This window comes from Chitinophaga sp. RAB17, from assembly GCF_052114225.1.
Lineage (GTDB): Bacteria > Bacteroidota > Bacteroidia > Chitinophagales > Chitinophagaceae > Chitinophaga.
The window spans coordinates 146,972-163,235 of the sequence record NZ_JBFREI010000002.1 but is presented as its reverse complement, the minus strand read 5'-3'; the positions used below and the strand labels follow the sequence as shown (position 1 = coordinate 163,235).

Below are 16,264 nucleotides of genomic sequence, written 5' to 3'. Positions count from 1 at the left end.
TTATAAATGGGCGATGGCCTTCAATTCCTGTACAGGCGCGGGAGCATGTTCTTTTTTCAACAAAAATTTACGGGTATAGATCTCATATGCGATCATTAACCATAACACCAGGCAGGGCAAGGCTTTCAGGGCATAAGGTACCGCCAGATTTTTTCTTACCCAGGGAGTTACCAGATCAGAATGTGAGAAGCTCACAAACAGGATGGCAAAAAAGATAAATATATTATTCCACTTAGTTGCCGGCTGCATCACGTACCAGATACAGATGGCTGGTATAGCAATGATATAGGTGGGCGATTCCGAGCTACTGCTAAAGAGTACCGGGAACATTAAAGTAGAACATAAAATATATAAACGGTAACGGGAGTTGTAGCGATATTTCAGTTGTGTATACTGCAACCCGAATAAGATTACTGCCGGAATCAGCACTACCAGGCTGTTTAACCAGGGAATATGAAACACCCGTTTGATAAAGCCGCCGGCTGAAATATCCTGGAAGATAGCATTGTCTCCTACGTTCAGGGCATTTTTATGTACCAGTGCCGCATACCACTCAAAGTAGCAGTTGATGATATACTGAGGAGAAGAAATAGCCATAGGCAAGGCAAACATTACCGCGCCCCACAGGATTAGCCCTCCGATGAAGCGTCTTGGATTAGGACTGAAAAAGAAAAATGCCAGTCCCACGATGCCATAAAATTTGGTAAGCGTACCTAATACAATGAAGAAAGTAGCCCACAGCTCTTTTCCTTTGATCGTATTAGTAAAAGTAAGTATAATGAAAGCGCCTATAAATTGGTTTAGCTGGAACCATCCACTGGCGCCCATGAGCTCCTGGGTACATAACAGCAGGATGATGTTTTGCTGCATGCGGGTAAGGGGTAGCTGGCGGATAGCATAAAAAAGTGCAGCAGCACCTGTCATTGCCCACAGCATGGCTCCGAGGTGAGTATCCAGACCGGCAAATGGGGCAATCATGATACTGAATACAGGGCCATAAAGGTTTACATCATAATACTCAGCGGGGTATTGAATGTATAAAGGTTGCTGATGAATGAGGTGGAAAAATACGTTCTTAAATATTAGAAAATTATTAATATTACCTCTGGATATCTCCATGACAGCGCCCAGGAAGGCCAGTCCGAACCATAAAGACATGATTAGCCATTCCTTTTCCGCCAGATAAGTCAGCACATTCCTTTTTTCACGCATATCAATAATTACTAAATAATTAAAAGCTACAGTACGAAGGTATGACGCATCAGAAATGCACATCCCTCTACTGTTGTGTTAATTATTCTGCAGTTACTCTTTGGGCGTTCATGCTAACATTGCTATTTGAAATAACAATATGGTCTATCTGGCTGCTGGCATTGCGGGTAAACCGGAAATTAAACTGTTCTGAAAGCAGGAAAGCATTGCTTTCATCTGTGAAATAAAGTTGCTCCCAGACCTTTCTATCTGAGCGGATCAAACCGGGAAGACCGTTTTGCACAACAAATTCCAGATACAGGTTCAGATCCTGGTTTTTGATGAGGTACTTGCCGGTGTACGCCTGGAGGCTGTCTGTGGCAGGGTTGATTATCTTTTTGATGACTGGCTTGTAGAAGTTCTTCCAGCCATACACTTCAGCCACCGCATTTACAATTTCCCTTAAAATGCCGCCGTTGTCTGAGTTGATCATCACCGCTACCCCCTGGTGGTTTGTTTCGCCAGCGAACAACATACATCTGAATCCTTCGTTGCCTCCACTATGCTGAAAGAATTTTTCTGTATCCGTAGTCTCAATAAAAAAACCGAGGGCATTATTTTCCTGCGGCGTAACGGGCGTTAACATGGTTCGTACTGTAGCTGGCCGGAGGAAGCTATGTTTGCTGCTGTCCAGCGACTGTTGTATGCCAATAGCGAACGTAGCGAGATCCGAAGGGGTTGTCCAGAGGCCATCTGGCGCCACTTCAGGGTATACATGATATTTGCCTTTCAGCGGCGCTCCGTCTTCTTTATAAGCCGTGGCAGCATTTACGGCCAACGCCGGCGGCAATGGCTGCACAAAGGTACTATGCGTCATATGCAACGGTGTTAGTACCATCTTCTGATACAAACCCGCGTAATCTTTATCGATATTATCTTCAATGATTTTCCTGATAATGGTGGTGCCGCCACCGGAGTACTCCACTCTTTCACCAGGCTTATATATAGGAGCTACCCTGGGGCTATTGGCAGGAGCTTCACCATTAAGGATCTGATTAATATCCGGCAGGGGAGTACCGGCTTCATACCCACCAAATCCATGCACATTTAGTCCGGCTGTATGACTCATCAGGTTCCGGAGGGTGATGGTTTGATTATTTGAAAACTGGTTCTCTGGAAATTTCCAGGTTTTGAGATAACCGCGAATATCTTTATCCAATGACAATTTGTTGCCTTCTACCAGTTTCATTACCCCGATAGCATTTACAGGTTTACTGATAGATGCAGCCTGGTAAATAGTTTGCGTAGTAGCTGGTTTATTTTCCGCTACATCTGCAAGGCCATATGCTTTTGCCCAGGAAATTTTTCCGTTGTCGATGACCGCAATAGAAACTGAAGGTATGTTATATGCCTTCATGCGGTCATAGATGTTAAAACCCATGGCAGGTGCACCTTCTGGCTGAAACCAGGGCTTCAGGTTATTTTCCACCTGCTCCATTTTATGATTGTCTTGTGCAGAAACATGGAGGGTCAACGCCAGCAAAACGCATGGCAGGAAAGACTTCGGCATAACAGCATATTGATTGGGCTTAAATTAGTATTCGTGGCTGCGGTATAACTGCAGTTTTAATTTTCCGACTTCGCCCATTGTTTTGATTGCTCATTAATAGCGTATACAACGCCCGCAAACACCACACTACAAAAGATTACAAGGAAACTTATCAATAAAATCATAGCAAACCCGATTTTTTCACATGAGCTCAAATGTAAAGAAAAAACTTAGCAAGCAGATAAACTCCAGGTTGTAAAAAACATATGATGGTCTGGAAAATTGGTCCGTTGCGACCGGAGATTAATAATCAGATGAACATTGGAAAGTAGAAATTGAATATAGTCGCGCTCTCTAAGCCAGCGTGCGGCTTTCAGGTTTGGAGAAACAATTTTCGTAAATTACTTGCATGAGCGCAATGGGAAGCCCTAGAAAAAAACGTTCCGGCAAGGACGAAAAATTAACCTTTAAAGAGCGCCTGGCAGCGTTACGTAACCTACCGGCATTCTTCCGCATGGTGTGGCAAACGAGTCCTGGCCTTACGATAGCCAACAGTGTACTTAGAGTGGCGCAATCTTCCATGCCATTATCCTTACTTTATGTTGGTAAACTAATCATAGACCAGGTAGTACAGTTAAATAAAGATCCACATCATTCCAGCACCTGGCTTTGGCAGCTGGTGGCGTTTGAATTCGGGCTGGCGATTATTTCAGATGCATTGAGTCGCGCAATTTCGCTGCTGGATGGATTACTCGGCGATCTTTTCGCCAACCATACTTCCGTAAAAATCATGGAACATGCCGCTACCCTCGATCTTGACCAGTTTGAAGATGCGGAATTCTATGATAAACTGGAGCGCGCGCGTCAACAAACATCCGGGCGAACGGTGCTGCTGGCACAGGTATTAAGCCAGGTCCAGGACATGATTACTATTGTTTTCCTGGCAGCGGGGTTGGTGTTATTTAATCCGTGGCTGATATTATTGTTGCTGCTTGCCGTGATACCGGCGTTTTTAAACGAGTCGCATTTCAATGATCTGTATTATAAATTAGCCTGGGGGCAAACTTCCGACAGGCGTGAGCTGGACTATATCCGCTACCTCGGCGCCAGCGATGAAACAGCGAAAGAGGTGAAAGTATTTGATCTTTCCAATTTCCTGATCAGCCGGTTCCGGGCGATCTCCGATAAGTTTTATACTGATAAAAAAGTGCTGCAGGTAAGGGAGTCTGTCTGGGGAACCGCGTTTGCCGTATTAGGTGCCGGTGGCTACTATGCCGCCTATGTGATCATTATTATGCAAACCATCAGCGGACATCTCAGCATTGGTGACCTGGCTTTCCTGGCAGGATCATTCCGGCAGCTGCGATCAACCTTCCAGGGGATTCTCATCCGCTTTTCCTCGGTTACACAAGGCGCCTTATACCTCCGTGATCTGTTTGAATATTTTGAGATACAGCCTAAGATGGTGGCGCCAATTCATCCGCGGAACTTTCCCAAACCTATACAACAGGGATTTACTTTTGAAGATGTAGGTTTTAAATATATCAACTCTGATAAATGGGCCATCCGTCATTTGAACTTCACGTTGCATGCTGGTGAAAAGCTGGCGCTGGTAGGAGAAAACGGAGCAGGAAAAACCACGCTGGTGAAACTGCTCTCTCGTTTATACGATCCTGTGGAAGGCCGGATTTTATTAGATGGTGTGGACTTACGGGAATACGATCTGAAAGAATTACGTACACAGGTGGGCGTTATATTCCAGGATTTCCAGCGATACCAGATGACTGTATCGCAGAATATTGCCGTAGGTAATATAGCGCAAAGCAGCAACCAGCCTATGATTGAAGATGCGGCTAAACAAAGCCTGGCTTATCCGCTTATAGAAAAAATGCCTTTGGGATATGAGCAGATGCTTGGACGCCGCTTTAACCAGGGCATAGAACTTTCCGGTGGTGAGTGGCAGAAGATAGCACTGGCAAGGGCTTACATGAAAGATGCCCAGTTGCTAATATTAGATGAACCTACTTCCGCACTGGATGCGCGCGCAGAATACAATGTATTCCTACGCTTTGCAGATCTCACCAGGGATAAAACTGCTGTATTGATATCTCATCGGTTTTCTACAGTGCGCATGGCCAATCGTATACTGGTACTGGAAAAGGGTGCATTAGTAGAGATAGGCAGTCACGAACAGCTGCTGGCAAAGAAAGGACGTTATGCAGAATTATTTGAATTGCAGGCGGCAGGGTATAAATAAGAAGAGGCCATCTCCCTATCTTGAGACAGCCTCCTCTTAAGAAAACCTATGGCGGAAAGAAGAGGTAATCCCCCTTTCAAGCAGAACGCAGGTGCGCCTGCTATACCCCTATCAACTGTTTATAAAAGCTTATTTATAGCAGCCTTCAGGGTCTCTTCTGAACTGGGTCTTGGTGCATTGGCGGTAACTACTTTTCCTTCTTTATCGAAGAGCAGAAAGGTAGGATAGCCAGGAACCTGGTAGTACTGCATAAAGGCTGTTTTTTCGCCGGAATACAGTTGTAAGGTTTGTTTGTGGCCGGCCATTTCTATCCAGGTAGCTTTATCTTTAGGTCTATCTGCTGAAATACCTAAAAACACTACTTCTTTACCTGCGTAGTCTGCTGCCATTTTCTCAAAAAGCGGTGCTTCCATGCGGCAAGGGCCACACCAGGTAGTCCACACATCGATGTATACTACTTTTCCTTTGAGGTCGTTGAAATGCCAGATTTTACCTTTATGATCTTCCAGGGCGAAATTGAGGCCGGGCGTGCCTGGTAACACATTACCCATGGTCACAATCAGTTGCTGCAAACGATTCTGGAGGGCTGTATCTTTCACCGGCAGGGCAGCATCAGCAGCGAGTTTGCGGGCAATGGTCAGCTCCGAACTGGAATGACTTTTTTGCACATAGGGGAAATACACATCCTTTACATACCAGTATTGCACCAGCTCCCTGAAGGCAGCATAAGTACTTAACTGCAATGCTTTTTTTCCGAGGAAAGCGATTTTAGCACTATCATTTGTAATAGCAGCACGCTCTTTTTTAAATCGTTGTTTGAGCATCCAATCGTATACAAAAAAGAACCCTGCTTTCACTTCTCCCGGAAGAATATATGTTGTAAAAACAGGCTGATTCAACAGCCCAAAGGCTTTATCATCATAAGCCGCGCCGATCAACGATGCCGGGATAGCAGGTACAATGTTATTCTCATCATAATACCACCAGCAATAGTAACGGTTATTGATCATGTTGAAAGCATGCAATGCCTTCAGATAATTATTATTACCAGCGATCTGTTGTGCCTTTGCATATGCATTATCCATTGCCTTCAGCTGTTGTTCCAGGAAAGGTTGAGACGCCTGTTTAGCATCAAAACTATCCGACATGGATTTTCCGTAAGCACTGGTAGTATATTCATACCATGCCAGCGCGTTGTTCAGTGTACCTGCATGAGAGTGCAGTGTATCCATCATTATGTCATGCGCCGTAGTGTCCTGATCATTAAACACCAGGCTTAAAGAGTCGCCGGGCTTCAGATAAACTTTTTGCGAAGCCATTGCAGATTCACCGATCATTAATAAATTAATAATAACGGGCTCGCTGATATCTGTTGTCCAGGTAATATGATCCAGGCTATCTAATGGCAGCATTGCCGCTGGTGGTGCTTTCCGCAGCACCGCATTCTTTGCTGTCGATAATTGTTCGATCCGGAATTTTCCTTTTTTTTGAAAGGCTGTTAAAGTAAGACTACTTCTGACAGATTTATCTACCTTTTGTTGCGCATTTACTACCGATGTGGTAATCAATGCTATGAGAAAAACGATGATCACTCGCATGATATATAATTTATCTTGGGTTTTGTTCCAGGTGGGTGGCGGAAGTTTCTTTTGCAGGAATAGGAAAAACGTATCGGTTATCTCCAGGTAATAACGTGAACGTTTCATTATTCAGTGTACGCGTCAACGTTATGGCATATTCCGGATCTACATTTAAACGTTTGAGATCCATGAGGCGGAGGTTTCTGAAGATCAGTTCTTTCCGGCGCTCTTTCAGCACAATTTTCAGTGCTTCCTTTGGAGATGCAGCTGTTAGAGGCTGAAAGGCATCTGCTTCGAAACGATTTACCAGTAAGGTATTCAGATCTCCCATCGCTTTACCGGTTTCATTTTTACGTGCATAACATTCTGCCCGGATGAGATATAATTCTGCCACGGAAAACCCGGAAAATGGATTCGGCACATTCGTACTGCCGCCATCGTTATAACTACCGATGAACTGATAGTCGCCCTGATCCGGCATCTCTCTGAAAAATAAAGAAGTACGCAGATCATGGCTATTATAAAGCTGATAAACATCCGGAGAGATGAAATTATTTTTCGCATATATCCCTGTAGTCGATGAAATGAAAATTACTTCCGGATTGCTCACAATGGTAACCGGAAATACGGCATCAAAAGGGCTGTTTTCCGGATCCACCTTGTTATAATCCAGCAGAGTATTTTGGAGAGACAGGCCGGCAGTAGCCTGTTCCATGGCCCGATCGTAATCCCCTATCTGCAGGTAGATACGTGCTGCCAGCGCATGGGCTGCGGCGCGGGATGGTCTTGTTTTATACGTTGCTTTTACCGGCAATAGTTTTATGGCATCATTCACATCTGTAAGTATCTGTGCATATACTTCCTTTACACTATTACGTGTAACCGGCGCCGTTACATCAGAAGATAAGCGAAGTGGCACACCCGGATCTTTACCTGATGTGGCAACATTGTATTGTTTTGCAAAAGTATTCAACAGGTTAAAGTAGGCGTAAGCGCGATAAAAATCAGCTTCCCCTTCCACCTGGTTACGTGCTTCCTGCAATCCCGCCGGATTTGCTCTTAATCCTTCTTTGATGGTGTTGGCATAAAAAATTATCTTATATGGCGCGCTCCAGTCCCGTATATCGTCATCCGGAGCGAAGAGGTCTTTGCTCCAGGTGTAAGTACGCTGAAAGTAGTCCTGTGGCACATCTCCGTATTGATCTTCCGTTAAAAACAAATCATCCGTCATGATATCTCCTATGCCCGGTGTTAGCGTCATGGTCCACTGATCATCGAGCAATAAACGAAAATCTTCTACGCCGTAAGGAATGAGTTTGTCTTTGGGCTGTATATCCAGGTAATCTTTACAACCTGCCAAAGCCGCCACTATAAAAGCAAATACTATATATATATTCTTCTTCATTGCTTAATTATTTGATGTGATCAGAAACCTACCTTGGCACCTATTGCCAGTGTGCGCACCGGCGGCATCACTGAAGAAAATGTTTGTGGTGCATAGTCCGGATCTATTCCATTTTTATTTGCTCTCCAGATAATACCCAGATTGCTGGCCTGTGCATACAGGGTGATACGGCTCACCGGCAGGCTGGCAACCGTTTGCCGGGTGATGTCGTAACTTAATAATATGTCCTGCAAGCGCACATGATCCGCTTTATTCACATTCACATCTGAATACTGGTACAAATCATTGTTCGTCCGATCCTGCGCTCTCACACCAGTAAAGGCCGGAATATTTGTTTTCGCTTCGTCACCGACTTGTTTCCAGCGGTCTTTAAAGATATCCGGGCCGCGCTGGTACATAGCCGCCATCGTAAAATATCCCGGGTCGCTGCCACGATAATAATGTCCCAGTTTATACAGGATATTCACCGTAACACTCAGCTGCTTATAAGAAAAGGTATTGGCCACGCTGCCGAACACCGGTGGATTCACCGCGCCCATGTATTTCATTTTATAAATGTTATCATAGATGCGTCCTGCCTCCAAACGATCCCTGATGGCTTTACCGTCAGGACCTATGATGGAAGCATTTCCTTTAGCATCCAGTCCGCCCCATGGATAAGCCCAGAGACCAAACAGGGGATATCCCTCAACCGGCAAATAGGTAGAACGATCGTCATCATCGCGGCCGCCATATAACAGGAACAGCGAGGGATTCATGCTGCTGCCGGTGTTATAAAACTTCGTCACCTTATCTTTTGCCACACTCACCATCAAGGTGGTGTTCCACCTGAAATTATTTGTGCTGATATTACGGGAGTCCAGCTTCAGCTCCCAACCATGTGTGCGCATCGCGGCAATGTTGCTACTAATGCTATTAAAGCCGGTAGAAGGTGCCAGGAAAGCACTTCCAAAAAGATCCTGTGCGCGCTTGTTAAAATACTCCAACGATCCATTCAGCGACTCGTGAAAGAGTGCGAAGTCTACCCCGAGGTTTACTTGCCCCACTTTTTCCCAACGCAGGTTAGGATTGGCAGGATTAATAATATTCGCATATGGAATATAAGAAGTAGCATTTTCACCTGATGGCAGGAGATTAGCCGTAGTATAAGCTGTAGCCGTTTTGTTGATGTTGCCGTTGAAACCATAGGTAACACGCAATTTCAGCATATCCACCCAATCCGCATGAAAGAATTTCTCTCGCTGCACCTGCCAGGCGGCACCTACTGACCACAATGGATTCAGGCGACGATTTCGCTGTACGCCAAAAAGATTAGAACCATCTACACGGCCGCTGGCGGATAACGTATAGCGGTTAAGATAAGTATAGGAAGCATTGGTAAAGTAAGAAATGAAACGATCTTTTATATAAGTTACAGGGATACCTACTCCCAGCGAGCTACCGATGGAATTGGTGAAACCGAAATAGTTCGGGAATTGTGTGACCATATCCACATCCGCAAATTGCAGCGTATGATCGTTGTAACCGAAGAGGCGCTGCCGGTTCCCTTCTCTCAGAATTTCTCTTGACTCTGCACCTGCAATAGCCGCCACCACATGCTTTTGACGCCAGCTACGATTGAAGTTTAACTGCCCCCTGAATGTTTGCGCCGTAAGATCATTTTTCGCCAGCGTTAAAATATCGCCCAGTGGCAGATGCCGCACCAACTCACCATCAGGCATTGTTTCTGAAAAGAGATTTACATTGTCTCTTACCATAAACGTGTTCTGATCCTGCAGATTTCTGTCTGATCCGTTGTTCTTTTCCAGGTTGTATTTCAGATCCAGGTTTAAGCCTTTAATGATTTCATAGTTGACACCCAATCTAACGTTAACGGCCATACTTTTTTCACGCCGGTTCATTAGCTGGTACTCTGTCAGCGGGGAGTAGTCCATGTTCAGAAATCCCTGATCATATCCATGTTGCTTAAATGCATCATTATAAAACCAAGGTACTTTTAACGCATTACCGTTATCATCTACCAGCCTGGAGTAGGGGGAAGGAATCTGCGCGCTTACATTTGTGGCGCTGCGTGATCCGCTGATGATATCGAAAGCAGAACTACCTGTTACATCAAAAGGGTTGGTGGCATTGCCTTGAGACAGCTGTCCAGCGATGCTGAGTTCCAGCTTTTTTGTTACACGAACGGTGTTGCTGGTATTCAGCGTGAAGCGCTCATAATCATTGCCTACCATGTAGTTGGCGTTTTTATCATATCCTGCAGATAGATAATACTGCATGTTTTCACCACCGCCACTCACATTTACCTGGTACTGCTGTGTTAAAGTATTCCTGGTAAATAAGCGACTGTAATCATCCAGGATATCGATACTACGGAGTGCGTTTACTTTTTGTGCAGCGATGTCGCTGCTGATCTTTCCGTCTTTTTCATCTTTCCAGATCTGCACTGCTTCCGGGATAGGCAGCCTGCTGCCAACAGAAAACAGGTTATTAAATCTACCTGCTTTAAACAATATCTGTTGGGCATCTATATAATCACTGGTGCTCATTAAATGCAGCTGACTGTAGTCGGGCTTCTTCCCAAAAACGATGTTTGTTCTTGCTTCCACTGAAGGGCGCTGATTCAATTTACCCTGGCGGGTGGTGATCACAATCACGCCATTGGCTGCCCGAACACCCCAGATAGATGCCGCTGCTGCGTCTTTCAGGATGGTGATGCTTTCCACATCATCGGGATCGATGCTATTCAGATCACCTTCTATCGGGAAACCATTCACTACAATCAGAGGTTGATCTTCAGAGAACAAGGTACTGCGGCCGCGTAGGCTCAGCTTAGGCTTATCGGACGTCACACTTCTTGAAAAAGACAAGCCTGTACTGAGGCCTTCGAGTTTATCGAGGATATTGGTGGTGATGCGTTTATCCAACTGTGACTTATCTACCTGCGAAAAAGAGCCCGTAGCGCGTTCCTTCGGGAGCGTGATATAGCCCGTAGTGACTACTACTTCATTGAGTTTCTTTTTATCTTCTTCCAGATAAATTATTTGTTCCTCTTCTCCTCTGATTTCTTTCGTAATATATCCCAGAAATGACACCTGTAAAAGCGGATGCTGCATCCCGGTCGTAATAGCAAACGCGCCGCTGCTGTTGCTGGTAGCACCTTTATCAGTACCCTTCACACGGATAGTGGCACCAATCAATGGCTGCTTACTATCCAGGGACAATATCCGACCGCTGATGGTGTACTCTGCGGTGGCTGCTACCGGCTTAGGCGTTACTACAATCGTTTTGTCCACCACCTTCCAGGTAAAAGGGATCTGGCTAAAACACTGCTGTAAAGCGGTTTCCAACGTTGCCTGCTTTACCGAAAGGCTGATAGTCCCCGCCTTTTTTACCGACTCGTTATTATATAAAAACTCGTACCCGGTCTGTTGCTGAATAACGGCAAATGCTTTCTCTGCGGACACATGCTGCAGGCTCGCCGTAACTGACTGCGCACATAGCGGCACTATATACTGCATACAAAGCAGTAATACGAACAATCGTTTCATTGACTACAAGAGATTTTGGCTCAGCGAGCATGACAATCATCTACCCGTAACGTTCCGGGTATCATTCTGACAATTACACTGGTTGGTTGTTGATTAAAATGCTACGTTTATTTGTCTTCCACTCAATTTAAAATTGGCTCCCCCAGTTTGATTTAATAGCTCCAGTACCTGTTCTATATTATTATAGCGCTTCATGGCGCCGGTGAAATGCTGGCTACCCGCTTTCCCCTTTGGATATACTGCCGTTACATCGTACCAGCGCTCTAACTGGTGCAATACAGTACTGATATCATCATTCCTGAATACAAACATCCCTCTTTTCCAACCTGTCAACGCAGTGATATCCATTTGCTGCGTAGTGGTGTTCCCGTTACTCGTAACACCAACCCAACCTGGCTGCAATATCGTCGTGTTTACTTTTATACTGCCACTGACTAAAGCCGTTTGTACTGCCGGCTCATTCTCGTAGGCCATGATATTAAACTCCGTTCCCAATACCGCCACTTCTACTTGCCCGGCGGTGACGCTGAAAGGCTTCGCCGCATTAGGCGCCACCGCGAAGTAGGCTTCTCCCGTCAGGTATACTCTCCGGTTATTCTCCGTAAAATGTACCGGGAAACGCAATGATGACTCTGCATTCAGCCATACCTGTGTGCCGTCACTCAGTGTAAGGCTATAATCCATTCCCCTCGGTATTTGCAGGGTATTATATACTAACGGCCCGCTGCCGTCTTTATATTCCAGCTTATTGCCCTGCTGCCTAATCTTCGCACCACTTTGCTCTGTTAACAGCGTGTCTTTAGTCCCGCTAAGCACAACCGTTTCTCCATTACCCATAATCAGCACCGGTCTTCCCTTCATCTGCTGTGTTTTCGCTATCACCGGCCTTAGCGGCTCCATACTGTTGGTATACCACCATTTCGCCCCAATAGCCAATATAATCAATGCCATGGCTGCGGCCACCCGTCCCCAGGGTACCATCCTTTTCACCATCACCTCGCCCTCAATACGATCCCAGGCCTGCTGCGGATGATATTTCCCCATTGCCTGCATCTCCTCCTTTAACACCTCTTCCTTGCTCAATTCCTCAAACAACAACCTATTACCCTCAGTCACGGCTATCCATGCCTCCAACTCCACGCTCTCTTCTTCAGATAACGTATTATCCCAATACTTCACTATTAACCGGGACGTGTGATACAGGTGGTTGTATGATTCCATGTGCTACTATATCTATAAACAATCTACTGATTGCAAATGGGTGAAAGACCTAAAAATATTTTTCTGAAACGAGGAGACATAATGCCAGAAAGGCTTCCGGCTTTAATCTTAACTTTAATAACTCTAACGCCCTGGCTTTTTGCGTTTTTACGGTGTTAATGGAAATTTTCAGTTCATCAGCGATTTCCTGGTTTTTTAACCCCTCCAGGTAACTGAGCTTAAAAACATTACGGCAGCCTTCCGGCAGCGAAGCAATTGCTCTATACACTTCTCCCCATACTTCCGCTTTAAGTACCGCCGCTTCTTCGGCCACCTCCGTCTGCGTTTGCTCGAATTTCTTTACCACCTTTTGGTGCTTAAGGTGGTTCAGACATGCGTTTCTCACCATTACATACAGAAATGTTTTAATGGCTTTTAGATCTTTTACATCCGCATTGTGTTGCCAGAATTTGATGAAAGCCTCCTGGACGATGTCTTCTGCAGCGGCGGAATCGGCGATGATTTGATCTGCGAAACGGCATAGGCGCAGGTATAACAGGTCAAATAATGACTTTAGTTGGTGATGGGAGAGTTGTGGATCGCCGGTATGCATTGGGGTAAATTTAGGGAGAATAGGGGGGATTTGCAATTGTGGGTTTTGAAAGGGAATTTGTAATTTTAAGAATCATACTGAGAATTACTGTAAGATTTCAAAATACCCATTATCGTCCATCGTTATGATTAGAGAATTGTTTGAAGATGTATTGGAACATTATTTAGAGGATAAGGAGATATATGCTGCCCTAGAAGACAAAAAGCTAAGTTCCCTATTCACCTTTAACAAATTGGAAAAGGAATTACCCATTAAATTCAAAAATGCAAGCAGTCTAAGTGATCTCTACTTATTCGACGGTTCGATAGGTAAGGGGAATATGCCGGAAGTTCCACATCTATGTATATTCGACTCTGAGATCACCACTTCCGCACAGAAAGGGTATTATATTGTCTACCTATTTGAGGCCAACATGAAAAGGGTGTACTTAACCCTTGAACAGGCATGGACACAGTACAAGGATCAATATGGTGTTAAAAATGGGAAAAATGAAATAGCCATCAATACTGCTAAAATTCGCAATATCATTAGATCTGCCGAAGGGTTTTCTTTCAAAACACCGGTGCTAAATGCTACACGACCATTAGGTAGAGGTTATGAGCTAGGCGCTATTTGTTCCAAGGTATACGAGGCTGACAACCTACCATCTGACGCCGAATTAGTAGACGATTTGCGCAATTTAGTAGGAGTTTATAAAGAACTGAAGGGATTAGTAGGCGCAAATATCTTGAACATCGAAATTAGATCCAAAGAAGAAATATTTCAAGATGAAATACAACATACTGCTGCTGAAAAGCCGCCAATAGGACCTGTCCCCAAGGGCTCTAAAAGGGCCAATACTGGGGAGACGTGGAAAAGAAATGCTAGTTATTCCGCACAAGCGTTAGAAAATGCAGGACATAGATGCGAGCATAAATCGCATCATGAAACTTTCATCAATGCTAAATCGGGGAATCACTTTGTAGAGGCCCATCATTTAATACCAATGCAATTTCAGGATAATTTCAAGTATAGTCTTGATGTACCCGAAAATATTATTGCGCTGTGCCCGAATTGTCACAGAGCGATTCATTATGCAAATGCAGATGTGAAAAAGCAGATGTTGGATGTATTTCTTCGACAGCGGGAAGACGGATTGAGTAGGCGGGGGATAAAGATACAGGAAGAATTATTAGTAAAGTTGTATTTGAAGAGCAGGGAGTTTGTGGAATAAGGAATGTAAAGCCTTAAAGCTTAAGAATTCATTAACTGTTATAAGCCCTTCCGTTTCTAAATTTATTCATGATTATCATTTTAAAATAAAAAATCATGAATGCAGGCCTATTAATATCACTAAGCAGTCGGCTTTTCTCTTTTATTCTTGACTATAACTCGAAGAAAAAAATTGAAGTCTATAGAGATCGGATATTCTTTCTTAAAAAATATAATGGCAGTGCCGATGAAATACGTGATACAAAAGAGCTACTGGATGAAGAACAATTTTTTCAAGACTCTGGAATACGCACTAATAGCAATAGAATCACAGGCTTTAGGTACATAAAAAAAGAATACAATATAGAGAGGTGGTCACAGGTAAAAAAAGTTCAGAAATATATAGATTGGACGAATATTAGACAGCCCAAATTAGAGTTTACGAATAAAGAAAAAAAGTTAATAAAATCGACTGAAAAATTTGTCCTCATAACAACCCTATCATTCCTTTCGCTTTTCATTTCGTTTATTCTATTTTATAAACTACCCACTCCGAATGTATATGCGCAACAACTTATTAATCTAATTGTATTCCCCCTCATTACTCTGCTCGCTCTACTTTCAATTGGTTTACAGCGAAAATATATTGATCCATTCAAACTCGCGGTACACATCCTCGCGGAAAAAAGGATTAATAAATTTAGTCGGGGATAAAAACATCAGTAGGCTTCCTTGGTAGCTTTGATTAAGTTGGCAGCTTCAGACAAACTTCCCAATATTATTCACTACCAGCTCATAAAGCCTATCTATAATAACCGGCCTTGCTTTCTTAAATGCACTTTCACTCCTCATAAAACTTTTATCTTCATTAAGCATATTACCTAATAATGATGGCTTCTCAGCAAACTTGTATTGCGCAACGATCTCGTCACTTCGTTTCCTCGCTATACGGAGGCAATCCGCCACTTCAGGTAATAACAGCTCTGTTTCAATTTGGGCAGCAACAATATCCAGGTAAAAGTACATAGCTGTATCAAATCCCTCGTAATCTTCATAATCCAGCCACTCCTTTACTACCAATAAACAATACTGCACTGCCGACAAATCTTGCAATTGATCAAGAGTGAGCCAGTACCCACGCTTTATACGCTTAGCATCTTCCAGGTTTCGCGCTAATAAGGTTAGCGCGTCTTCCTTATTATCTTTCGATTTACGCAATATCCGTTCTGGCAAGGTAAATCGCGATTCGTCAATACTGATAAGCGTTTTGGCGATATCATAATCGGCGGTGATCAAATGCTTATGAGCGTCTTCCTGTGAAACAGCAGTTTTACTGACAATAATTTCTATGAGTTCGTCCTCAAATAAACGACGCGCCTCATTTATGTTGCCATTAGTTTTAATAAGTAGGTTGCCTCCATGACGAATACCGATGGGGATTTGTTGACGCAGGAGATCAAGTTCTTCTTTGTATTGCATCGTGGGTTAAAAATTTCTGCAGAGGGGTTATTTACTTTTTCTTAGCACCAGAAGCTCCCTCGCTTCCACGTCCAATGCCTCTGCAATCTCAAACAAAGTCTCAACCGAAGGTTGTATTTTATAGTACACTATTTAGACACTGTATTAATATTCACACCAGTGCTTCTGCTAATCATTTATTCGCTCTTCCTCTTTCAGCCAATACCGCCTTTATTCTATTGAATACTTTATCGCTCATAAAAACGCTG

The 16,264-nt window shown here is 44.0% G+C and carries 11 protein-coding genes; 3 read left to right on the top strand and 8 right to left on the bottom strand.

The annotated features are described in order from the left end of the window. Entirely contained in the window at nt 1-1,212 is a 1,212-nt protein-coding gene (locus tag AB4Z08_RS06665; RefSeq protein ID WP_441572952.1) for a glycosyltransferase family 87 protein, read from the bottom strand. Nucleotides 1,213-1,294: 82 nt separating this feature from the next. Next, on the bottom strand, nt 1,295-2,761 hold the full coding sequence (locus AB4Z08_RS06660) for a serine hydrolase domain-containing protein (RefSeq protein ID WP_441572951.1): 1,467 nt from the start codon (nt 2,759-2,761) through the stop codon (nt 1,295-1,297). 388 nt (nt 2,762-3,149) lie between these two features. On the opposite strand from AB4Z08_RS06660, the gene AB4Z08_RS06655 reads away from it, so the two are divergent. Next, nucleotides 3,150-4,997, top strand: coding sequence for an ABC transporter ATP-binding protein (locus tag AB4Z08_RS06655; RefSeq protein ID WP_441572950.1), 1,848 nt, complete (start codon nt 3,150-3,152; stop codon nt 4,995-4,997). 119 nt (nt 4,998-5,116) lie between these two features. Here the strand turns inward: AB4Z08_RS06655 and AB4Z08_RS06650 are convergent, their stop codons facing one another. The 5 genes from AB4Z08_RS06650 to AB4Z08_RS06630 form a co-directional block, all read right to left on the bottom strand. Then, the gene (locus tag AB4Z08_RS06650; RefSeq protein WP_441572949.1) at nt 5,117-6,595 is read right to left on the bottom strand and encodes a TlpA family protein disulfide reductase; all 1,479 of its coding nucleotides are present in this window, start codon (nt 6,593-6,595) and stop codon (nt 5,117-5,119) included. A gap of 10 nt (nt 6,596-6,605) precedes the next feature. Then, nucleotides 6,606-7,982 (bottom strand): RagB/SusD family nutrient uptake outer membrane protein, encoded by a 1,377-nt coding sequence (locus tag AB4Z08_RS06645; protein ID WP_441572948.1) that lies wholly within the window; start codon nt 7,980-7,982, stop codon nt 6,606-6,608. Between the two features lie 20 nt (nt 7,983-8,002). Next, entirely contained in the window at nt 8,003-11,533 is a 3,531-nt protein-coding gene (locus AB4Z08_RS06640; protein ID WP_441572947.1) for a SusC/RagA family TonB-linked outer membrane protein, read from the bottom strand. Between the two features lie 93 nt (nt 11,534-11,626). Continuing rightward, entirely contained in the window at nt 11,627-12,754 is a 1,128-nt protein-coding gene (locus tag AB4Z08_RS06635) for a FecR family protein (RefSeq protein WP_441572946.1), read from the bottom strand. 49 nt (nt 12,755-12,803) lie between these two features. Next, nucleotides 12,804-13,346, bottom strand: coding sequence for an RNA polymerase sigma-70 factor (locus AB4Z08_RS06630; RefSeq protein WP_441572945.1), 543 nt, complete (start codon nt 13,344-13,346; stop codon nt 12,804-12,806). A 124-nt stretch (nt 13,347-13,470) separates the two neighbouring features. Between AB4Z08_RS06630 and AB4Z08_RS06625 the strand changes: the two genes are divergently transcribed. Together AB4Z08_RS06625 and AB4Z08_RS06620 are read left to right on the top strand one after the other, a co-directional pair. Then, nucleotides 13,471-14,559 (top strand): MrcB family domain-containing protein, encoded by a 1,089-nt coding sequence (locus AB4Z08_RS06625; RefSeq protein ID WP_441572944.1) that lies wholly within the window; start codon nt 13,471-13,473, stop codon nt 14,557-14,559. Between the two features lie 95 nt (nt 14,560-14,654). Then, complete coding sequence (locus AB4Z08_RS06620) at nt 14,655-15,251, top strand: hypothetical protein (RefSeq protein ID WP_441572943.1); 597 nt, start codon at nt 14,655-14,657, stop codon at nt 15,249-15,251. A gap of 45 nt (nt 15,252-15,296) precedes the next feature. Here the strand turns inward: AB4Z08_RS06620 and AB4Z08_RS06615 are convergent, their stop codons facing one another. Continuing rightward, a complete protein-coding gene (locus tag AB4Z08_RS06615; protein ID WP_441572942.1) occupies nt 15,297-16,016 on the bottom strand; it encodes a hypothetical protein in 720 nt (239 codons plus the stop codon). Nucleotides 16,017-16,264 lie beyond the last annotated feature (248 nt).